This window comes from Stenotrophomonas sp. STK17_22, assembly GCF_051983905.1.
GTDB classification, from domain to species: domain Bacteria; phylum Pseudomonadota; class Gammaproteobacteria; order Xanthomonadales; family Xanthomonadaceae; genus Stenotrophomonas; species Stenotrophomonas maltophilia_A.
On the sequence record NZ_CP197010.1, the window covers coordinates 1,085,645 to 1,104,144 of the forward strand.

The window sequence follows — 18,500 nt, forward strand, 5'->3', positions numbered from 1 at the left end:
ATGCTGCCGCGCTTCTTCATCCATCGCCCGGTATTCGCCTGGGTCCTGGCGATCTGCATCATGGCCTTCGGCACCATCGCGGTGACCCAGCTGCCGGTGGAGCAGTACCCGGACATCGCGCCGCCGCAGGTCAACATCACCGCGAACTACACCGGTGCCTCGGCACAGACGGTGGAAGACAGCGTCACCCAGGTGATCGAACAGCAGATCAAAGGCATCGATCACCTGTTGTATTTCTCCTCCACCAGTTCGTCATCGGGGCAGGCGCGCATCACGGTCACCTTCGACCAGAGCGCCAACCCGGATATCGCCCAGGTGCAGGTGCAGAACAGCGTCAACCAGGCCATCAACCGGCTGCCGCAGGAAGTGCAGCAGCAGGGCGTGACGGTGGCCAAGTCGCAGGGCGATTCGCTGATGGTGGTCTCGCTGTACGACACCAGCCGGCGCATGGAGCGCGTGGACGTCTCCGATTTCCTGGTCAGCAACGTGCAGGACCCGATCAGCCGTATTCCCGGCGTTGGCGAGATCAACGTGTTCGGCTCGGCTTACGCAATGCGCGTGTGGCTGGACCCGCACAAGCTGCGCGCCTATGACCTGATGCCCTCGGACGTTCGCGCTGCGATCCAGGCGCAGAACACCCAGGTGACGGCGGGTGAGCTGGGCGCGATGCCGTCCAGCCCGACGCAGAGCCTCAACGCCACGGTCACCGCGCAGTCGCGCCTGCAGACGCCCGAACAGTTCCGCGCGATCATCCTGCGCACCCTGCCCAATGGCGCGGCGGTGTTGCTGGGCGACGTCGCACGGGTCGAGATCGGCGCGGAGAACTACCAGACCAGCAGCTATCTCAATGGCTATCCGGCGGCCGGCTTCTCAGTCACCCTGGCCTCCGGCGCCAACGCATTGGCCACCGCCGACGCGGTCCGCGCGGAGATCGAACGGCTGCGACCGACTTTCCCGCCGGGGTTGCAGGTGGCCTATCCGCGTGACAGCACGCCGTTCGTGCGGGTCTCGATCGAGGGGGTCATCCATACCCTCATCGAAGCCATCGTGCTGGTCGTGGTGGTGATGTTCCTGTTCCTGCAGAACCTGCGCGCCACGCTGATTCCGGCGATCACGGTGCCTGTGGTGCTGCTGGGCACGTTCGGCGTGCTGGCCGTTGCCGGATTCACCATCAACACACTGACCCTGTTCGCGATGGTGCTGGCGATCGGGCTGCTGGTCGACGATGCGATCGTGGTGGTGGAGAACGTGGAGCGCATCATCCACGACGAGCATCTGCCGCCGCGCGAAGCGACCGAAAAATCGATGGGCGAGATCACCGGCGCGTTGATCGGCATCACCGTGGTGCTGGGCGCGGTGTTCCTGCCGATGGCCCTGTTCGGTGGTTCCACGGGCATCATCTACCGGCAGTTCTCGATCACGATTGCATCTGCCATGGCGCTGTCGGCACTGGTGGCGCTGACACTGACCCCGGCGCTGTGCGCCACCCTGCTCAAGCCGTCTTCGGCGCAGAAGCCGCAGGGCCGTTTCTTCCGGGCGTTCAACCGGGGTGTCGAGCGCAGCCAGCTGGCCTACCAGGGAAAACTCGGTGGCGTCGTCTCCCGGCCGCGGCGCTGGATGGCGTTCTACCTGCTGCTGGTGGTCGCCATGGTCGTGCTGTACGTGCGCATGCCGACCGGTTTCCTGCCGGTGGAAGACCAGGGCCAGGTGACCTTCCAGTTCTCCACGCCGGAAGGCACGCCGATGGCACGCACCGAAGCGCTGGGCCAGCAGATCAGCCGCTACTTCATGGAGCACGAAAAGCAGAACCTGGATGTGGTGTTCGTAGTGGTCGGCCGCAACAATGCCGGTACCGGCCAGAACGCCGGGCAGGGCTTCCTCGCACTGAAACCCTGGGATGAGCGCACGGGCGACAACACTGCCGCGTCGATCATCACGCGTGCCAATGCCTACTTCCGCAGCCTGCCGGATGCCAAGGTCAATGTACTGGCACCACCGGCGGTGCGTGGATTTGGCCAGTCCAGCGGCTTCGAACTGTGGTTGCAGGACACCAGTGCGGCCGGGCGTGTGGCCCTGCAGACGGCGCAGGAACAGGTGGTGCGTGCGGCCGGTGAAGACGATGGGCTCACCTCGGTGCGCCTGAACGGTCTTGGCGACAAGGCCGAGCTGCGGCTGGACATCGACCATGCCCAGGCCAGCGCACTGGGCCTTGCCCAGGCCGACATCAATTCCACGCTGTCGGCGGCCTGGGGCGGCAGCTACATCAACGATTTCCTCGATCGCGGCCGGGTCAAGCGTGTCTACATGCAGGGCGACCAGCCCTACCGCAGCGTGCCCGACGACATCGGCCAGTGGTATGTGCGCGGTGGCAACGGCCAGATGGCGTCGTTCGCCAGTTTCGCCAGCAGCCATTGGGCGCGCGGGCCGCAGCTGCAGCAGCGTTTCAACGGGCTGCCGGCAATGCAGATCCAGGGCAGCGCCGCTGAAGGGCGCAGCTCGGGCGAGGCGATGCGGCGCATGCAGGCACTGGTTGCCGATCAACCCGGGTTCGACCTGCAGTGGAGTGGCCTGTCCTACCAGGAACAGCTGGCCAGCAACCAGACGCTGTGGCTGTACATCGCCTCCATTGCCTTCATCTTCCTGTGCCTGGCGGCGCTCTATGAAAGCTGGACGGTGCCGGTGGCGGTGGTCCTGGTGATCCCCCTGGGCGTGATTGGTACCGTGCTGGCGACCACCGCGGCCGGGTTCGTCAACGACATCTACTTCCAGGTGGGGCTGCTGACCACCATCGGCCTGTCGGCCAAGAACGCGATCCTGATCGTGGAGTTTGCCGAGGCACGCTATCGCGTTGGTAGTTCAGCGGTGGAAGCGGCCCTGCAGGGCGCACGCCTGCGCCTGCGCCCGATCGTGATGACGTCGTTGGCCTTCGTGGCCGGTGTGATCCCGTTGGCGTTGGCCACCGGCGCGGGCGCGGTCAGCCGCCGTGAAATCGGCATGAGCGTGATCGGTGGCATGGTCTCCGGCACGGTGCTGGCAGTGGTGCTGGTGCCGTTGTTCTTCGTGCTGGTGCGCCGCCTGGGCCGGTCACGGCCGCAGGACTGAGGGGGGGGGGCGGCTGTCATCTGGCTGCCGCAGCACCCTCACCCGTTCTTTGCCCAGGTGTCGCTAGCGTAGGTCGTCCCCGTCCCCCACGGAGACCTGCCATGTGGCTGCTCGATCATCTCTGGCCCGGCCGCAGACCTGTTCCTTCCCCGGTCGCCACCGAACCGCAGGCGACGCCCCGCCGGCCTTGGCTGAAGCGCCCGGTGCGGGCAGGCCGCAGCGGCATGGCCCCCTGGCAGAAGGTTGCCGCACCGCCACGGCGCACGCGCCACTAACCGGTGCGGTCGGCGGGATGGTTGACCCCATCGTTGACCGGGATCACACCCAGCGCGAACGGGTCGATGCCTTCCAGGCAGGCCACGTTGTAGCCGTACTGTTCCGGGTTGGAGCGGCGCCGGTGATGGGTGTAGATGCCGCACACGCCACAGAAATAGTGCTCGGCCACATGGGTGTTGAACTGGTACCGCTGCAGGTGGTTCTGCCCGCGCACTACCTGCAGGCCCGCGCGGCTGACGCTGGCGGCAATGGCCCCCCGGCGCCGGCACATCGAGCAGTCGCAGCGGCGGGGTTCGACAATACCGTCCGGCAGGTCCAGCAGCAGTTCGACCGTGCCGCAGTGGCAGGTGGCTCGGTGCCGGGGTTGGACCGGAACGCCGGCCACGGAAGTGATGCCCATCGTTGCTCCTGTGAAGTGAACCTGGCCGCAGAGGCCGCCGCCGACGGTGCGCTGCCCAGCCTGAACGGTCTGTAGATGCCACGGTGAACCCGCTTGTGGCTAACTATGCGGCTTCAAGACCGCGACAGGATGCCAGTGAACGCCGCAGGACGTTGGATGACAGGGAGTGCCATGGCGCTGGCGGCGCTGTGGGTGAGCGGGCTGCTGGCCTACCAGCTGCCGGGGCCGGGTTGGCTGGCCACCGGCGTGGCCGTGCTGTGGCTGCTGGTGGCGCTGTGGGCGTCGTGGCGGGTCGCGCGGGGACGTGCCTCCCGCCGCCTCGGCACGGCCTTCGGTGTGGCGCTGGCGTTGGCCGGCCTGTGGTGGCTGCTGCTGACCCCGCGCCAGGACCGCGTATGGGCCGACGACGTGGCCCAGCGCCTGCACGTGGTGTCCTTCGACGGGCGCCATGTGGTGCTGGACAACGTGCGCGACTTCACCTGGCGCAGCGAAAGCGACTACGACGCGCACTGGGTGCGCCGCGAATACGACCTGGACCAGCTGCGCTCGGCCGACCTGGTGCTGTCGTACTGGATGGGCCCGGCGATCGCCCACACGCTGATCTCGTTCGGTTTCGAGGATGGTCGCCACGTGGTGTTCTCGCTGGAGATCCGCAAGGAGCGCGATGAGTCGTTCTCCGCGCTGGGCGGCTTCTTCCGCAAGTTCGAGATGACCCTGGTGGCTTCGGAGGAGACCGACATCATCCGCACCCGCACCAACGCGCGTGGCGAAGATGTCTACCTGTACCGCCTGCATGGCATGGACCGCGCGCAGCTGAAGGAACTGTTCGCCGCGTACATCGAACAGGCGCGTGAACTGGATGCCAAGCCGGGCTTCTACAACACGCTGACCAGCAACTGCACGACCATCGTCTTCGACCTGGCCCGCCACATCGCGCCGCGCCTGCCGTTGGACTATCGGCTGCTGCTGTCCGGCTATCTGGCCGAGTACGCGCAGGAGGTCGGCGCGCTCACGCCGGGCGTGCCGTACACCGAGCTGCACGACAAGGGCCGCATCACCCAGCGCGCATTGGACCTGGGTGATGGCGAGCATTTCTCCACCGTGACCCGCCAGGGCGTGCCCGGCACCGAGCAGGACCCGCAGTAATGACCCAACTTTTTCTGACCCGCTGGCAGCGCCTGCTGCCGGTGTTGTTCGCCGCCTTCCTGCTGCTGGGCAGCAGCGGCTGCGCGATGGTCACCGTCAAGCAGGTCAAATCCAGTGATTCACTGGTCAACAAGCGCGCGGATGTGCTCAACACTGGCAAGCTCAGCCCCGCCGCGCGTGAAACGCTCAGCGCAGCGGGCCTGGACGAATCGCAGTGCGAGAAGGACTTCCTGGTCTGCCGCAGCACGTTGCTGATGACCGACGACCTCAATGTCGAGCAGCGGCTGTCGGCGCTGTCCGAACTGTGGGTGAAGGCTGCATTGGCGATGACGCCGAAGAAGACCGCCGCAGGCGACCCGCCGATGAGCGATGCGGCATTGGATGCCTGGCTGGAAGCCGCGCGCTATGCCTATGCCTACCTGTTCTACAGTGGCCGCTCACCGTCCGACCGGGCCTTCGAGGACCGGCAGACGCAGGTGCGCGACTACTACAACTACGCGGCCGAGAAGGCGGCGGTGGTGTTGTTCGTGCGCGCACGCGCCGCTGCGCTGGCCGGCGAGGACTATACGAAGCCGCTCACGGTCGGTAGCTGGTCGCTGGCCTCCAACTACCAGCAGCTGGGTCTGAAGAGCATTCCGGCGCAGCTGGTGCCAGCGGGAACGGTCAGCTTCGTTGGCCTGCGCAGCACCTATCGCCGCGATGGCTTCGGTGCCGAACTGGTGATGGTGATGGACCCGCCGAAACTGGTCGCGCCAGTGATCGCGCCCGACGGCCCGAAGGCTGAAACCGCGCAGGACGACGAGGACGACGAGCGTCGTGGCCGCCGCCACCGCCATGACGATTCGGTGCCCGAGTTCAGTGAGATGTCCTCGATCAACGTCACCGCACTGCTGCGGTTCGAGGGCAGCAGCCTGGAAGACGTGATGCGCACGCGCCGGGTCGAGCTGGATGCCTATTCGCCGGAAGCGACCGAGCGCATCACTCTGCACGGTGAGCAGGTACCGCTGGCCGGCAACTTCACTGCCGCCTACGGCCTGTGGCTGGCGCAGAGTGGCTTCGCCCGGCAGTCGCTGCGTACCCTGTTCGGTATGAGCGAGGGCATCGGCGAGCCGCACATCTACCTGATGCAGCCGTGGGACCCGAACCGCCGCATCATCTTCATGCTGCACGGCCTGGCCAGCAGCCCGGAAGCGTGGGTGAACCTGGCCAACGAGATCATGGGTGACCCCGAGCTGCGCCAGCAGTTCCAGGTGTGGCAGGTCTATTACCCGACCAATGCGCCGATCGCGCTGAACCGCTACGAGATCGCCAATGCATTCAACGACACGCTGAAGCATTTCGATCCCAACGGCAGCACGCGTGCGTCGAAGGACATGGTCTACATCGGTCACAGCATGGGCGGCGTGCTGGCGCGCCTGCTGGTGAGCGATTCCGGCGATGTACTGTGGAACGACCTGCTGGCCAACTACGACCTGAAGGGGGAACGGCTGAAGCGGGTGCAGAACAAGCTGGGTCCGCTGCTGCATTTCAAGGCACAGCCGAACGTGGAGCGTGCGATCTTCATCGCCGCGCCGCACCAGGGCACCGACATTGCCGGCAACAAGGTCGGTCGCCTGATCGGTCGCTTGGTACGCCTGCCGCTGACAATCCTCGGCAAGTTCGAGGACGTGTTCATGGCGCTGGCGCAGGCCGAGCAGCAGGTCGATGGCACCGCCAAGCCGAAGATCCCGAACAGCATCGACAACCTCAAGGCCAGCGATCCGTTCGTGAAGGCCGCCGCACAGCTGCCGATCGAAGCGGGCCTGAAGTACCACTCGATCATCGCCCAGCGCAAACCCGAGCTGCCGGTGGAGAAATCCGATGATGGGCTGGTGCCGTACTGGAGCGCACATCTGCCGGGCGCGCTGTCGGAGAAGGTGATCATCTCCGGCCACAGCGTGCAGGAAACCCCGCAGGCGGTGCTGGAGGTGAGGCGCATCCTGCACCGGGATATCGATGACATGGGGACGGGTACCCGGTAGTGCCGGCCGCTGGCCGGCAATCCCGCAATGCGGCGGTGCTACACCCGCCGCGCGATCACCGTGGCCAGCAGTGCCAGGCCGAAGGTGATTGCCAGGCACAGGAAGTAGCCGGTGTGTGGTGCGGTTTCCACGAACAACGCGAACAGAGCACCGGACACCGCCAGTGCGGTGGTCACCGACAACGCTTCGCTCAGCTGCAGCGCCGAGGTGTTGGCGCCCTGCTCATGCGGCGCCGACAGCGAAAGCGTCAGCACCGACAGGCTGGCGTAGATCATGCCCATGCCGAAGCCGGTCATGGCCCAGCCGACCAGGGCCACCGGCAGCGGCACTGCGTTGAACAGCACGGCCAGTGTGGCGGCGATACCGATCGTCATCAGCGGTGTGCCAACGCGCAGCAGCTGCTGGCGTGACCAGCCGCGCTGCTGGTGGCCCTGCAGCCAGGAGCCGGCGAACCAGCCCAGTGCACCGAGGCTGAGCACCGCGCCGGCCCAGCTGGGCGAGAGCCCGCGTTCGCGCTGCAACAGCAGTGGCAGGTAGGCCTCACAGGCGAAGAATGCGGCCGCCGCGACGCCGCGCAGCGCGATCACGCTGGGCAATCCGCGGCGCAGGATCAATGTGCCGGCGGGCAGCAGGTGATGCACGCAGAACAGCAGCGCCAGCAGCGCTGCGCCAATGCAGAGCAGGGCGGGCAGGCCGCGCTGCTGGCCACCGAAGTACAGCAGCAGCGCCGCCAGCGAGGCGCCGCTGGCCCAGCGCACCACGTTGCCGCGACCATCGTCGCTGTTTCCTGCATCGCTCGGTTGCCTGCGTGCCAGCGCCGGGCGCAGCAGCAGCGCGGCCGGGACCGCCAGCAGTGGTACGGCCAGGAACACCCAGCGCCAGCCGAGATGCTGCACGATCAGCCCGCTCAGCGCGGGACCGATCATCGACGGCACCACCCAGCCGGCGGAGAACGCGGCGAATACCTTCGGGCGCAGGTGTTCGGGATAGCTGCGGCCAACCATCACGTACAGCGAGACCGAGATCGCGCCTGCGCCCAGGCCCTGTAGCAGGCGCCCGGCCACCAGCATGCCCATGCGCATGGCGAAGCCGGCCAGCAGCAGGCCCAGCACGAAGCAGCCCAGGCCATACCACAGCGGCCGAGCTGGTCCCTGGCGGTCGGCCCAGCGTCCGGCCAGGGTCATGCCGATGACACTGGTGGCCAGGGTGCCGCCAAAGGCCAGCGCATACAGGCGCAGGCCATCCAGCGCCTCGGCCACGGTCGGCATGGCGGCCGCCACCGCCAGGGCCTCGAAGGCATGCAGCGCCACCAGTGCCACCATGCCGATGGTGGTGGCGCGATAGCGGGGAGACAGGATCGACGTATCAGCCGGCGCACGGGCGTCGGCGGGCGAAAGAGTGGGGGACATACGAGTCAGATGCGGGCCGCGCTTGTCAACAGCCGGCGAAGATAGCAGCATGACACCTCAACTGCAGTTGAGGTCAAGCAATGGTGTCCCAGGAACTGAGCGTTGGCGAAGTCTCCCAGCGCAGCGGCGTGGCTGTTTCCGCGCTGCATTTCTACGAGCGCAAGGGGCTGATCAGCAGCCTGCGCACCTCGGGCAACCAGCGTCGCTACAGCCGTGACGTGCTGCGACGGCTGGCGGTGATCCGCGTGGCGCAGCGGGTAGGCATGCCACTGGAAGCCGTCGGACGTGCCTTCGAAAGCCTGCCCGAGGGCCGCGCGCCGACCAAGGCCGACTGGGCCAAGCTGTCCGCGCGCTGGCGCACCGAGCTGGAGGAGCGCATCCGCATGCTGGAACTGCTGCGCGATGAACTGACCGGCTGCATCGGCTGCGGCTGCCTGTCGCTGCAGCGCTGCCGCCTGGCCAACCCCGAAGACGTCCTCGGCGAACGCGGCGACGGCCCGATGCGCTGGGAGTGACCCGCGAAAAGGGGACGGAGGGGATTATGTCGTTTGTGCATTAACGACTTAATCCCCTCCGTCCCCTTTTTCTTACCAGACCGTGATCGTCTCGCCGCTCTGGATGCCTTCCACCGCGCGCTGGAAGGCCAGCGCCGCGCGCTGCGCGCTCACCGCTTCGAAGCCTGGGAAATAGGGGCCGTAAGCCGCCATCGATTCGATCAGCACGTTCGGGCTGACCACGTTGATGCGCAGGCCACGGGGCAGCAGCTCCAACGCGGCGGCACGCACGAAGCCTTCCAGCGCGGCATTCACCGAGGTGGCGTTGACGCCATCGCGGATCGGCTGTGCGCTGACGATGCCGCTGGTCAGGGTGATCGAGCCGCCGGCGTTGAGGTGGTGCTGGGCGACCAGTGCCAGCCGCACCTGGCCCAGCAGCTTGTCCTGCAGGCCGAGGTTGAACTGCTCGGGTGTCATGTCCTTCAGCGGACCGAAGTGCAGCTTGCCAGCGGTGGAGATCACTGCATCGACCGGACCGGTGCGCGAGAACAGTTCGGCGACGCTGGCGTCGTCGGTCAGGTCGACGCGCAGCTCACCGCTGTTGCGGCCGGCGGCGAGGATCTGATGCTGCTGGCCGAGCTGGTGGGCGACTGCCTGGCCGAGGGTGCCGCTGGCACCGACGAGGAGGATCTTCATGGCCGTTCCTTGCGAGAGGGGGAATGGGCGCAGTCTGCGCCCTCACAGTGGCGTTGGGTAAGCGGCGTATGCTTCGCAGATTCCTAACTCTGGATTAGTAATGGATACCCTTCGCTGCATGCAGGCCTTCGTGGCGGTCGCCGAACGTGGCAGCTTCGCCGGCGCCGCCGAACAGCTGCAGGTCTCAGCGGTGATGGTCGGCAAGTACATCCAGCAGCTGGAGGCGCACCTGGGTACCGCGCTGCTGCAACGGAATACCCGCCGCCAGCGCCTGACCGAAGCCGGCAGCGCCTACCTGGCCGGGTGCCGGCAGGTGCTGGAGCAGGTGCAGCAGGCGGAGGCGGACGTGGCCGGCCTGCAGGTACAACCCCGCGGACTGCTGCGGGTCAGCGCGCCAACCACCTGGGGCAGTTGTGTGCTGGCGCCACAACTGGCCGGCCTGCTGCGCGCGCAGCCGCAGTTGAACATCGAGCTGGACCTGAGCAACCGCCGCGTGGACCTGATCGAGGATGGCTTCGACGTGGCGATCCGGGTCGGGCCGCTGCCATCGCAGGAGGTGGTGGCGCGGCCGCTGCCGCCGTATGCAATGAGCCTGTGTGCGGCACCGTCCTACCTGCGCCGGCGCGGCACGCCGCGCACGCCCGCGGATCTGCAGGGGCATGATTGCCTGAGCCACCTGGCCTGGCGCGGTGGCCATGGCTGGCAGTTGGCCAACGGCGAACAGGTGGACTGGGAGGCGCGGCTGACCTGCAACGACGGTGTTGCACTGCGCGAGGCCGCCGTGGCCGGCGCAGGGCTGGTGCTGCAGCCGGCCGCGCTGCTGGCCGGCGAAATCGCGGCCGGGCGGTTGAAGCCGCTGCTGCGCGACTACCTGCCCGAACCGCGGCCCATGCATCTGATCTACCTGCCGGATCGACGGCCGCGCCCGCGGTTGCAGTGCTTCGTCGATTTCGTCATGGCCACATTGGGGCAGTGAACATCCACGCCATGCGTGGATGATGGTAGGTGCCGACCGTTGGTCGGCACACATCGGGATCAATCATTCGCCGCAGACAATTCCTGCCCACGCACCTGCGCGGCGCGCAGCGCCGTATTCACCAGCGCCTCGAAACCACCGGCCTGGAAGCTCTCGATCGCGGCCTGGGTGGTGCCGTTCGGCGAGGTCACGCGACGGCGCAGCTCGGCCGGGCTTTCACCGGCCTCATCAAGCATGCGCGAGGCGCCCAGCAGGGTCTGCACCACCAGCGCACGCGCAGCGTCGGCCGGCAGGCCCTGGGCGATACCTGCCGCTTCCATCGCTTCGGCCAGCAGGAACACATAGGCCGGCCCGCTGCCGGATACGGCAGTCACCGAATCCATCAGCGACTCGCTGTCGATCCACACCGTGCGCCCGGCACTGGCCAGCACCTGTTCGGCGCGTGCGTGCTGCTGCGCGTCCACCGACGCGGTGGCGTACAGGCCGGTCACGCCGGCGCCGAGCAGGGCCGGCGTGTTCGGCATCGCGCGCACCACAGGCAGGTTCCCGCCCAGCCAGCGTTCAAGCTGCGTGCTGGTGATGCCGGCGGCAATCGACACCACCAGCGGTCGGTTCGCCTGTGCCAGCGCCTGCAGCGACTGGCACACATCGCGCAGCACCTGCGGCTTCACCGCCAGCAGCCAGGTGCGGCCGTGCGCGGCGGCATCGGCGGCGTTGTCGTGCACCTGCACGCCGAAGTCGGCAGCCAGTGACTCGCGCAGTGCGGCCACCGGTTCGGCCACGTGGATGTGCGCGGCAGGCACGCCCTGGCGGATCAGGCCGGCGATCAGGCTGCGGGCCATGTTGCCGCCGCCGATGAAGGTGATGGAATCAGCTGCCATGGAAGTCTCCTTGGAAAATCAGGCCGGGCCCGGGCGGGCGCCGAACAGGGCGGTGCCGATGCGCACCAGGGTGGCACCCTCGGCGATGGCTTCGGCGTAGTCGCTGCTCATGCCCATCGACAGCGTGTCGATCCGCGCGTGCTGGGCAGCCAGCGACTGGAAAAGTGTGCGCATGCGCACGAACGCATCCCGACGGCGCTCCGCTTCCGGCCACGGTGCGGGAATCGCCATCAGGCCACGCAGGCGCAGGCTGGGTTCGGCGGCAATCGCGGCGGCCAGTGCATCCACTTCTTCCGGTGCACAGCCATGCTTGCTGGATTCATCGTCGATGTTGACCTGGATCAGTACGTTCAGCGGGCCACGCGCGGTCGGGCGATGGCGTGCCAGCGCGGTCACCAGCTTGGAACGGTCCACGCTCTGCACCCAGTCGAAATGGCTGGCCACGGCATCGGCCTTGTTCGACTGCAGGTGGCCGATCAGGTGCCATTCCAGCGCCAGGTGCTGCAGCGCCTGCATCTTGGCCAGTGCTTCCTGCACGTAGTTCTCGCCGAAGGCGTGCTGGCCCTGTGCGGCCAGCGCGGCCACGGCCTCGGCCGGCTGGGTCTTGGACACCGCCAGCAGGCGTGGGTCGGGCCTGCCAGCGGCCTCGGCGGCGGCGTGCAGGTTGCTCAGGATCTGGGGCAGAGGAGTGGCCACGTAACGCGTTCCGTTGAATCAGGAGGCTATACTGCCGCCCGGGGAAAGATCCTTCCAGTCGAAGCCGTTATTGGGGAGTAGCCGCTCATGGATATCGCCGAGCTGTTGGCGTTTTCCGTAAAGAACAAAGCGTCCGACCTGCACCTGTCCGCAGGCCTGCCGCCGATGATCCGCGTGGACGGCGACGTGCGCCGGATCAACATCCCAGCCTTGGACCACAAGCAGGTCCACGCGCTGGTGTACGACATCATGTCCGACAAGCAGCGCCGCGATTACGAGGAATTCCTCGAAGTGGACTTCTCCTTCGAGATCCCGTCGCTGGCGCGCTTCCGTGTCAACGCGTTCAACCAGAACCGCGGCGCCGGTGCGGTGTTCCGTACCATTCCGTCCGAGGTGCTCACCCTCGAGGACCTGGCCTGCCCGCCGTTGTTCCGCGAAGTGATCCAGCAGCCGCAGGGCCTGATCCTGGTGACCGGCCCGACCGGCTCGGGCAAGTCGACCACGCTGGCGGCGATGATCGACTACATCAACAAAAACGAATACGGCCACATCCTCACCGTCGAGGATCCGATCGAATTCGTGCACACCTCGCAGAAGTGCCTGATCAACCAGCGCGAAGTGCACCGCGATACGCACGGCTTCAACGAAGCGCTGCGCTCGGCACTGCGTGAAGACCCGGACATCATCCTGGTCGGCGAACTTCGTGACCTGGAAACCATCCGCCTGGCACTGACCGCCGCGGAAACCGGCCACCTGGTGTTCGGCACTCTGCACACCAGCTCGGCGGCCAAGACCATCGACCGTATCATCGACGTGTTCCCGGCCGGCGAAAAGCCGATGGTGCGTTCGATGCTGTCCGAATCGCTGCGTGCGGTGATCTCGCAGGCGCTGCTGAAGAAGGTCGGTGGCGGGCGTACCGCTGCGTGGGAAATCATGGTCGGCACCCCGGCCATCCGCAACCTGATCCGCGAGGACAAGGTGGCGCAGATGTACTCGGCGATCCAGACCGGCCAGCAGTACGGCATGATGACCCTGGACCAGCACCTGCAGGACCTGGTCAAGCGCAGCCTGATCACCCGCAACCAGGCCCGCGACTACGCCAAGGACAAGCGCCTGTTCGAGTAAGGCGGGGCCGCAACGGGACGGCGTGCGCCAGTGCGCCGCCGTTTCCGCGCCGTTTCCGCCTCCGACCGTTTCCTGGTACATGCCCCATTGGGAGCCCGCCGTGAACACCACCGCGACCACCATCGATTTCACTTCGTTCCTCAAGCTGATGGCGCACCAGCGCGCCTCGGACCTGTTCATCACCGCCGGCATGCCGCCGGCGATGAAGGTCAACGGCAAGATCTCGCCGATCACGCAGACCCCGCTCACGCCGCAGCAGAGCCGCGACCTGGTCCTCAACGTGATGACCCCGGCGCAGCGCGAGGAATTCGAGAAGACCCACGAGTGCAACTTCGCCATCGGCCTGTCCGGCGTCGGCCGCTTCCGCGTGAGCTGCTTCTACCAGCGCAACCAGGTCGGCATGGTGCTGCGTCGCATCGAGACGCGCATTCCGACCGTGGAAGAGCTGAGCCTGCCGCCGATCATCAAGACGCTGGCGATGACCAAGCGCGGCATCATCCTGTTCGTCGGTGCCACCGGTACCGGTAAATCGACCTCGCTGGCGGCGATGATCGGTTACCGCAACCAGAACTCGACTGGCCACATCATCACCATCGAAGACCCGATCGAATTCGTGCACAAGCACGAGGGCTGCATCATCACCCAGCGCGAAGTCGGCATCGATACCGACAGCTGGGAAGCCGCGTTGAAGAACACCCTGCGCCAGGCGCCGGACGTGATCATGATCGGCGAGGTGCGTACCCGCGAAGGCATGGACCACGCCATCGCGTTCGCGGAAACCGGCCACCTGGTGCTGTGCACCCTGCATGCCAACAACGCCAACCAGGCGATGGACCGCATCGTCAACTTCTTCCCGGAAGACCGCCGCAACCAGCTGCTGATGGACCTGTCGCTGAACCTCAAGGGCGTGGTCGCGCAGCAGCTGGTGCCGTCGCCCGATGGCCGCTCGCGCAAGGTGGCGATGGAGATCCTGCTGGGCACGCCGCTGGTGCAGGACTACATCCGCGACGGCGAGATCCACAAGCTGAAGGAAGTGATGAAGGATTCGGTCCAGCTGGGCATGAAGACCTTCGACCAGAGCCTGTTCGAGCTGTACCAGGCGGGCGAGATCAGCTACGAGGACGCACTGCGCTACGCCGATTCGCAGAACGAAGTGCGCCTGCGCATCAAGCTCAGCCAGGGCGGCGACGCCCGCACCCTGTCGCAGGGGCTGGATGGCGTGGAGATCTCCGAGATCCGGTGACCTGGGTATTCCGTAGCGTCGAGCCTGCTCGACTGTTCTTGTCGAGTCGAGCAAGCTCGACGCTACGGGCGGGCGGCTCCGCGCATTGATGAATTCCAGTCATGACCAACTGCAATGCTGCCCATTCAATCCGTGGGCTCTGCAGGCGTATCGTCAGCGCTCCCCCCTCTGGAGCACGACGATGCAGACACGTGAACTCGGCCGCAGTGGCCTGAAGGTTTCCGCCCTCGGCCTGGGCTGCATGGGCCTGAGCCATGGCTACGGCCAACCGGTGGAGCGGGGCCAGGGCATCGCCCTGCTGCAGGCCGCCGTCGAGCGTGGCGTGACCTTCTTCGACACCGCCGAAGTGTACGGCCCTTACACCAACGAAGACCTGCTCGGCGAGGCGCTGGCGCCGTACCGCGACAGGCTGGTGATCGCCACCAAGTTCGGCTTCAAGGATGCGCGCGTCGATACCGGGCTGGACAGCCGTCCCGAGAACATCCGCGCGGTGGCGGAGGCCAGCCTCAAGCGCCTGCGCACCGACCATATCGACCTGTTCTACCAGCACCGCGTGGACCCGAACGTGCCGATCGAGGATGTCGCTGGCACCGTTCGCGACCTGATCGCCGAGGGCAAGGTCGGCCACTTCGGCCTGTCCGAGGCGAGCGCCGCGACCGTTCGCCGTGCGCATGCGGTGCAGCCAGTGGCCGCCGTGCAGAGCGAGTACTCGCTGTGGTGGCGTGAGCCGGAGCGCGAGCTGCTGCCCACGTTGCAGGAACTGGGCATCGGCTTCGTACCGTTCAGCCCGCTGGGCCGTGGTTTCCTGACCGGCGCGATCAACGCCGACACCACCTTCGACGCCAACGACTTCCGCAACAGCGTGCCGCGTTTTGAAGTGGAGGCGCGTCGTGCCAACCAGGCGCTGGTTGACCGCATCAGCACGATCGCTGCCGCACGTGGCGCGACGCCGGCGCAGGTAGCGCTGGCCTGGCTGCTGGCGCAGGCACCGTGGATCGTGCCGATTCCGGGCACCACCAAGATCCATCGCCTGGAAGAAAACCTGGGCGCGGCCGACCTGCAGTTGGCGCCGGAGGAACTGCAACGCATCGCGCAGGCGCTGGATGAAGTGTCGATTGTCGGTGAGCGCTACAACGCGCAGCGCGCCGCGCAGGCCAAGGGCTGACCGCCGGCCCCCCCCTGCCTCTGGCGGGTGCGGACCGGGGTGGGTGCGGACCGTTGGTCCGCACTCCTCAGCTCATCCAGCCATCGGCCCGCGCAGCGCATCAAGCACCGTCCGCATCGCCACGGTGACGTGGCGGCGCGACGGGTAATACGCGTAGTAGCCATCGAAGTGCGGGCACCAGTCGTCCAGCACCGATTGCAGGCGGCCATCGTCCAGCATCGGCTGCACCTGGTCTTCCGGCAGCCAGGCCAGGCCGCTGCCGGCCAGTGCAGCCGCGCGGGTCATGCCCATGGTGTTGAAGGTCCACTGACCGGTCACGCGCACGCTCAGTTCGTTGCCGTCCTGGCCGAAATCCCACGGCATCAGCCCGCCATGCGTGGGCAGCCGCAGGGTCACGCAGTTGTGCTCGGCCAAGTCGTGCGGATGCCGCGGCACCACGTGCTGGCGGAAGTAGCTGGGCGCACCGACCACGCGCATGCGCAGCGGTGTGCTGACCGGTACCGCGATCATGTCGCGCGCCAGCCGTTCGCCGAGGCGGATACCGATGTCGTAGCGCTCGGCGACGATGTCGGCCAGCCCGTAGTCGGCAGCCAGTTCCACCTTCAGGTCCGGATACTGCTGCAGCAATGGCGCCAGCCGCGGCCAGGCGATGTACTCGGCGGCATGGCCGGTCGCATTGATGCGGATGGTGCCGGCCGGTCGCTCGCGGTACTCGGCCAGTGCGGCCAGTTCGTCCTCGATCTCGGCCAGGCGCGGGGCGAGGGTATCGAGCAGGCGGGCGCCAGCCTCGGTGGTGGACACGCTGCGGGTGGTGCGGGTCAGCAGGCGCACGCCGAGTCGCTCTTCCAGCCCGCGCATGGCATGGCTGAGCGCCGACTGGGAAACGCCCAGCTGGGCGGCGGCCCGGGTGAAACTGCCCTCGCGGGCAACGTGGACGAAGGCCTGCAGGTCGTTGAGGTTTTCACGGGGCATGGCGGGATGATACGGCCGGGCTGCGCCCGGCACCCGCCGAAACAACGTCAATGGCAACGTCAAAAGCTGGCTTCCCGTGGGAGGCGGGGGGGCTCAGGTTGCGGGGGACGGCGCAAGTACGTCCATGTAGCCTCGGTCGCGCCATCCATGGCGCTCACGCCCCCGCAACCTGAGCCGCCCCGCCTTCGACAATTTCCCGCGAGCTGTTGGAACGGCTCCGACCCCATTCTGTGTAGGCGTGTGGGGATGTCGATTTCAGGGACTGTGGTTCGTCGAATGAATGACTTCAACAGGAGCTGCACATGAGCACTGACACCAAGCCGAAGGGCACGGCCTCGTACTTCCCCTCCATCGAGAAGACCTACGGGCAGCCGGTGACGCACTGGTTCGGCCTGCTGGCCGGCAAGAAGGGCCTGAAACACATGGAGCTGGTCAGTTTCCTGAAAGGCGAGCATGGGCTGGGCCATGGCCACGCCAACGCGCTGGTGGCGCATCATCTGGCCGGAAAGGGATGAGGCAGGCAACGCTGCGCTGAATGGCCGTGTGGGGCTTGGCCACACGGCAATCAGAGTCAGGCAGACTGGGCGTTCATCCCGAGGCAGGACGCCCTCATGCAGGTCACGCTGGACGCGATCACCGTCGACAACTACGAAGCCGTGTGCGACCTCGACGTCAGTGAGGCGCAGCAGGATTTCGTCGCCGGCAATACCTGGTCGCTGGTGCAGGCAGCATTCCATCCCGGCTACCAGACCCGCGCCATCCAGGCCGATGGCGAGCTGGTCGGGTTCTTCATGTGGGTGCCGGAGACGCCGCAGCGCATCTCGATCTGGCGCTTCATGGTCGATCAGCGCTGGCAGGGGCGTGGCATCGGGCGCCGCGCGCTGGAAGTGGCGCTGGCGCAGATCCGGGACACGCCCGGCCTGGCCGAGATCGAGATCTGCTACAACCCGCGCAATCCGGTGGCGGGCGCCTTCTATGGCAGCTTCGGTTTCGTCGAGACAGGCATGGACGATGATGGCGAGGACATGCTGGCCGTGCTGCCGGTGACGCCTCCGGAATAACCTGAATGGGCGATCGCAGCTGAACGATTTCATCTGCAACTGTCATGCAGATCGTGTCTAATATCGCTCCCCACCTGCTGTTCCCCCACCCGTATGTCCCTTCCCGCCCATGGCCCCGCGCCGTGCGACGACGCTGACGGCCACCTGGTCACCGCTGGTCCGCTGACCCCGCCGCCCGACAGTGCCGGCACCACCGCCGACGAAAAAGCGCTGCGCCACTCGATCGCCGAGGACGTGCAGGGCATGGTGCTGGCCACGATGGTGGCCTCGCTGGGCCTGGCCATCTTCGCCAAGGGTGGGCTGATGATCGGCGGCATGGCCGGCATGGCCTTCCTGCTGCACTACTCAATGGGTTGGAACTTCGGCCTGGTGTTCGTGCTGGTCAACCTGCCGTTCTACTGGGTGGCGCTGCGGCGCATGGGCTGGGAATTCACCCTGAAGACCTTCGCCGCGGTCACCGCCTGTGGCGTGCTGACCGACCTGCTGCCGCGCTGGATCGATTTCTCGCACATCAACCCGCTGTATTCGGCGATCGTCGGTGGTGCGTTGTCCGGCCTGGGCATCCTGTTCTTCATCCGGCACCGTGCCAGCCTCGGTGGTATCGGCATCCTGGCGGTGTACCTGCAGCGCACCCGTGGCTGGAGCGCGGGCAAGGTGCAGATGTCCTACGACGCCTGCCTGATGGTGGCCGCGTTCTTCGTGTTGTCGCCGTCGAAGGTGCTGTACTCGGCGATCGGCGCGGTGGTGCTCAGCCTGGTGCTGATGTTCAACCACCGCCCGGGCCGTTACATGGGCGTGTGACGATTCGACGGTAGTGCCGGCCGCTGGCCGGCAACA

17 protein-coding genes are annotated in these 18,500 nt (G+C 66.8%); 11 read left to right on the forward strand and 6 right to left on the reverse strand.

Annotated features, from left to right (window positions below; genetic code table 11):
- Positions 1-3,102 (forward strand): efflux RND transporter permease subunit, encoded by a 3,102-nt coding sequence (locus tag ACSYS9_RS04885; protein ID WP_071228045.1) that lies wholly within the window; start codon positions 1-3, stop codon positions 3,100-3,102.
- 271 nt (positions 3,103-3,373) lie between these two features.
- Here ACSYS9_RS04885 and ACSYS9_RS04890 read toward each other — a convergent pair whose 3' ends face one another.
- Positions 3,374-3,778 carry a GFA family protein gene (locus ACSYS9_RS04890; RefSeq protein ID WP_049421554.1) on the reverse strand — a complete coding sequence of 135 codons (405 nt, stop codon included), beginning with the start codon at positions 3,776-3,778 and terminating at the stop codon, positions 3,374-3,376.
- A 171-nt stretch (positions 3,779-3,949) separates the two neighbouring features.
- Between ACSYS9_RS04890 and ACSYS9_RS04895 the strand changes: the two genes are divergently transcribed.
- Entirely contained in the window at positions 3,950-4,924 is a 975-nt protein-coding gene (locus ACSYS9_RS04895; RefSeq protein ID WP_071228046.1) for an Lnb N-terminal periplasmic domain-containing protein, read from the forward strand.
- On the forward strand, positions 4,924-6,945 hold the full coding sequence (locus ACSYS9_RS04900; protein ID WP_049463618.1) for an esterase/lipase family protein: 2,022 nt from the start codon (positions 4,924-4,926) through the stop codon (positions 6,943-6,945). The genes ACSYS9_RS04895 and ACSYS9_RS04900 overlap by 1 nt, the downstream gene beginning before the upstream one ends.
- Before the next feature lie 38 nt (positions 6,946-6,983).
- Here the strand turns inward: ACSYS9_RS04900 and ACSYS9_RS04905 are convergent, their stop codons facing one another.
- Positions 6,984-8,405 carry an MFS transporter gene (locus ACSYS9_RS04905; RefSeq protein WP_071228047.1) on the reverse strand — a complete coding sequence of 474 codons (1,422 nt, stop codon included), beginning with the start codon at positions 8,403-8,405 and terminating at the stop codon, positions 6,984-6,986.
- 29 nt (positions 8,406-8,434) lie between these two features.
- Here ACSYS9_RS04905 and soxR point away from each other — a divergent pair, with 29 nt between their 5' ends.
- Complete coding sequence (gene soxR / locus ACSYS9_RS04910) at positions 8,435-8,869, forward strand: redox-sensitive transcriptional activator SoxR (protein ID WP_071228048.1); 435 nt, start codon at positions 8,435-8,437, stop codon at positions 8,867-8,869.
- Positions 8,870-8,941: 72 nt separating this feature from the next.
- Here soxR and ACSYS9_RS04915 read toward each other — a convergent pair whose 3' ends face one another.
- Complete coding sequence (locus tag ACSYS9_RS04915; protein WP_071228049.1) at positions 8,942-9,544, reverse strand: short chain dehydrogenase; 603 nt, start codon at positions 9,542-9,544, stop codon at positions 8,942-8,944.
- 100 nt (positions 9,545-9,644) lie between these two features.
- Between ACSYS9_RS04915 and ACSYS9_RS04920 the strand changes: the two genes are divergently transcribed.
- On the forward strand, positions 9,645-10,520 hold the full coding sequence (locus ACSYS9_RS04920) for a LysR family transcriptional regulator (protein WP_071228050.1): 876 nt from the start codon (positions 9,645-9,647) through the stop codon (positions 10,518-10,520).
- A 59-nt stretch (positions 10,521-10,579) separates the two neighbouring features.
- Here the strand turns inward: ACSYS9_RS04920 and proC are convergent, their stop codons facing one another.
- Together proC and ACSYS9_RS04930 are read right to left on the reverse strand one after the other, a co-directional pair.
- Complete coding sequence (proC, locus tag ACSYS9_RS04925; RefSeq protein WP_071228051.1) at positions 10,580-11,401, reverse strand: pyrroline-5-carboxylate reductase; 822 nt, start codon at positions 11,399-11,401, stop codon at positions 10,580-10,582.
- An 18-nt stretch (positions 11,402-11,419) separates the two neighbouring features.
- The gene (locus ACSYS9_RS04930) at positions 11,420-12,097 is read right to left on the reverse strand and encodes a YggS family pyridoxal phosphate-dependent enzyme (RefSeq protein ID WP_071228052.1); all 678 of its coding nucleotides are present in this window, start codon (positions 12,095-12,097) and stop codon (positions 11,420-11,422) included.
- 87 nt (positions 12,098-12,184) lie between these two features.
- On the opposite strand from ACSYS9_RS04930, the gene ACSYS9_RS04935 reads away from it, so the two are divergent.
- From ACSYS9_RS04935 to ACSYS9_RS04945, 3 genes are all read left to right on the forward strand, one after another.
- Positions 12,185-13,222: a type IV pilus twitching motility protein PilT gene (locus ACSYS9_RS04935; protein ID WP_006422551.1), complete on the forward strand. Its 1,038-nt coding sequence runs from the start codon at positions 12,185-12,187 to the stop codon at positions 13,220-13,222.
- A gap of 79 nt (positions 13,223-13,301) precedes the next feature.
- Positions 13,302-14,465 (forward strand): PilT/PilU family type 4a pilus ATPase, encoded by a 1,164-nt coding sequence (locus tag ACSYS9_RS04940; protein WP_049400675.1) that lies wholly within the window; start codon positions 13,302-13,304, stop codon positions 14,463-14,465.
- A gap of 181 nt (positions 14,466-14,646) precedes the next feature.
- Positions 14,647-15,630 carry an aldo/keto reductase gene (locus ACSYS9_RS04945; RefSeq protein ID WP_071228053.1) on the forward strand — a complete coding sequence of 328 codons (984 nt, stop codon included), beginning with the start codon at positions 14,647-14,649 and terminating at the stop codon, positions 15,628-15,630.
- A 72-nt stretch (positions 15,631-15,702) separates the two neighbouring features.
- Here ACSYS9_RS04945 and ACSYS9_RS04950 read toward each other — a convergent pair whose 3' ends face one another.
- Complete coding sequence (locus tag ACSYS9_RS04950; protein WP_071228054.1) at positions 15,703-16,602, reverse strand: LysR family transcriptional regulator; 900 nt, start codon at positions 16,600-16,602, stop codon at positions 15,703-15,705.
- A 302-nt stretch (positions 16,603-16,904) separates the two neighbouring features.
- Here ACSYS9_RS04950 and ACSYS9_RS04955 point away from each other — a divergent pair, with 302 nt between their 5' ends.
- The 3 genes from ACSYS9_RS04955 (at position 16,905) to ACSYS9_RS04965 (ending at position 18,464) form a co-directional block, all read left to right on the forward strand.
- Positions 16,905-17,117, forward strand: a complete 213-nt coding sequence (locus ACSYS9_RS04955) for a DUF4287 domain-containing protein (RefSeq protein WP_071228055.1) — start codon at positions 16,905-16,907, stop codon at positions 17,115-17,117.
- A 96-nt stretch (positions 17,118-17,213) separates the two neighbouring features.
- A complete protein-coding gene (locus ACSYS9_RS04960; protein ID WP_071228056.1) occupies positions 17,214-17,663 on the forward strand; it encodes a GNAT family N-acetyltransferase in 450 nt (149 codons plus the stop codon).
- A gap of 93 nt (positions 17,664-17,756) precedes the next feature.
- Positions 17,757-18,464 carry a YitT family protein gene (locus ACSYS9_RS04965; protein ID WP_032130182.1) on the forward strand — a complete coding sequence of 236 codons (708 nt, stop codon included), beginning with the start codon at positions 17,757-17,759 and terminating at the stop codon, positions 18,462-18,464.
- Positions 18,465-18,500: the final 36 nt, after the last annotated feature.

Coding starts and splice junctions, on each gene's coding strand:
- ACSYS9_RS04920 (WP_071228050.1), top strand. CDS start 9,645: ATGGATACCCTTCGCTGCATGCAGGCCTTCGTGGCGGTCGCCGAACGT.
- ACSYS9_RS04885 (WP_071228045.1), top strand. CDS start 1: ATGCTGCCGCGCTTCTTCATCCATCGCCCGGTATTCGCCTGGGTCCTG.
- ACSYS9_RS04900 (WP_049463618.1), top strand. CDS start 4,924: ATGACCCAACTTTTTCTGACCCGCTGGCAGCGCCTGCTGCCGGTGTTG.
- ACSYS9_RS04950 (WP_071228054.1), bottom strand. CDS start 16,602: ATGCCCCGTGAAAACCTCAACGACCTGCAGGCCTTCGTCCACGTTGCC.
- soxR (WP_071228048.1), top strand. CDS start 8,435: ATGGTGTCCCAGGAACTGAGCGTTGGCGAAGTCTCCCAGCGCAGCGGC.
- ACSYS9_RS04890 (WP_049421554.1), bottom strand. CDS start 3,778: ATGGGCATCACTTCCGTGGCCGGCGTTCCGGTCCAACCCCGGCACCGA.
- proC (WP_071228051.1), bottom strand. CDS start 11,401: ATGGCAGCTGATTCCATCACCTTCATCGGCGGCGGCAACATGGCCCGC.
- ACSYS9_RS04940 (WP_049400675.1), top strand. CDS start 13,302: ATGCCCCATTGGGAGCCCGCCGTGAACACCACCGCGACCACCATCGAT.
- ACSYS9_RS04965 (WP_032130182.1), top strand. CDS start 17,757: ATGTCCCTTCCCGCCCATGGCCCCGCGCCGTGCGACGACGCTGACGGC.
- ACSYS9_RS04960 (WP_071228056.1), top strand. CDS start 17,214: ATGCAGGTCACGCTGGACGCGATCACCGTCGACAACTACGAAGCCGTG.
- ACSYS9_RS04915 (WP_071228049.1), bottom strand. CDS start 9,544: ATGAAGATCCTCCTCGTCGGTGCCAGCGGCACCCTCGGCCAGGCAGTC.
- ACSYS9_RS04935 (WP_006422551.1), top strand. CDS start 12,185: ATGGATATCGCCGAGCTGTTGGCGTTTTCCGTAAAGAACAAAGCGTCC.
- ACSYS9_RS04905 (WP_071228047.1), bottom strand. CDS start 8,405: ATGCTGCTATCTTCGCCGGCTGTTGACAAGCGCGGCCCGCATCTGACT.
- ACSYS9_RS04895 (WP_071228046.1), top strand. CDS start 3,950: ATGGCGCTGGCGGCGCTGTGGGTGAGCGGGCTGCTGGCCTACCAGCTG.
- ACSYS9_RS04955 (WP_071228055.1), top strand. CDS start 16,905: ATGAGCACTGACACCAAGCCGAAGGGCACGGCCTCGTACTTCCCCTCC.
- ACSYS9_RS04945 (WP_071228053.1), top strand. CDS start 14,647: ATGCAGACACGTGAACTCGGCCGCAGTGGCCTGAAGGTTTCCGCCCTC.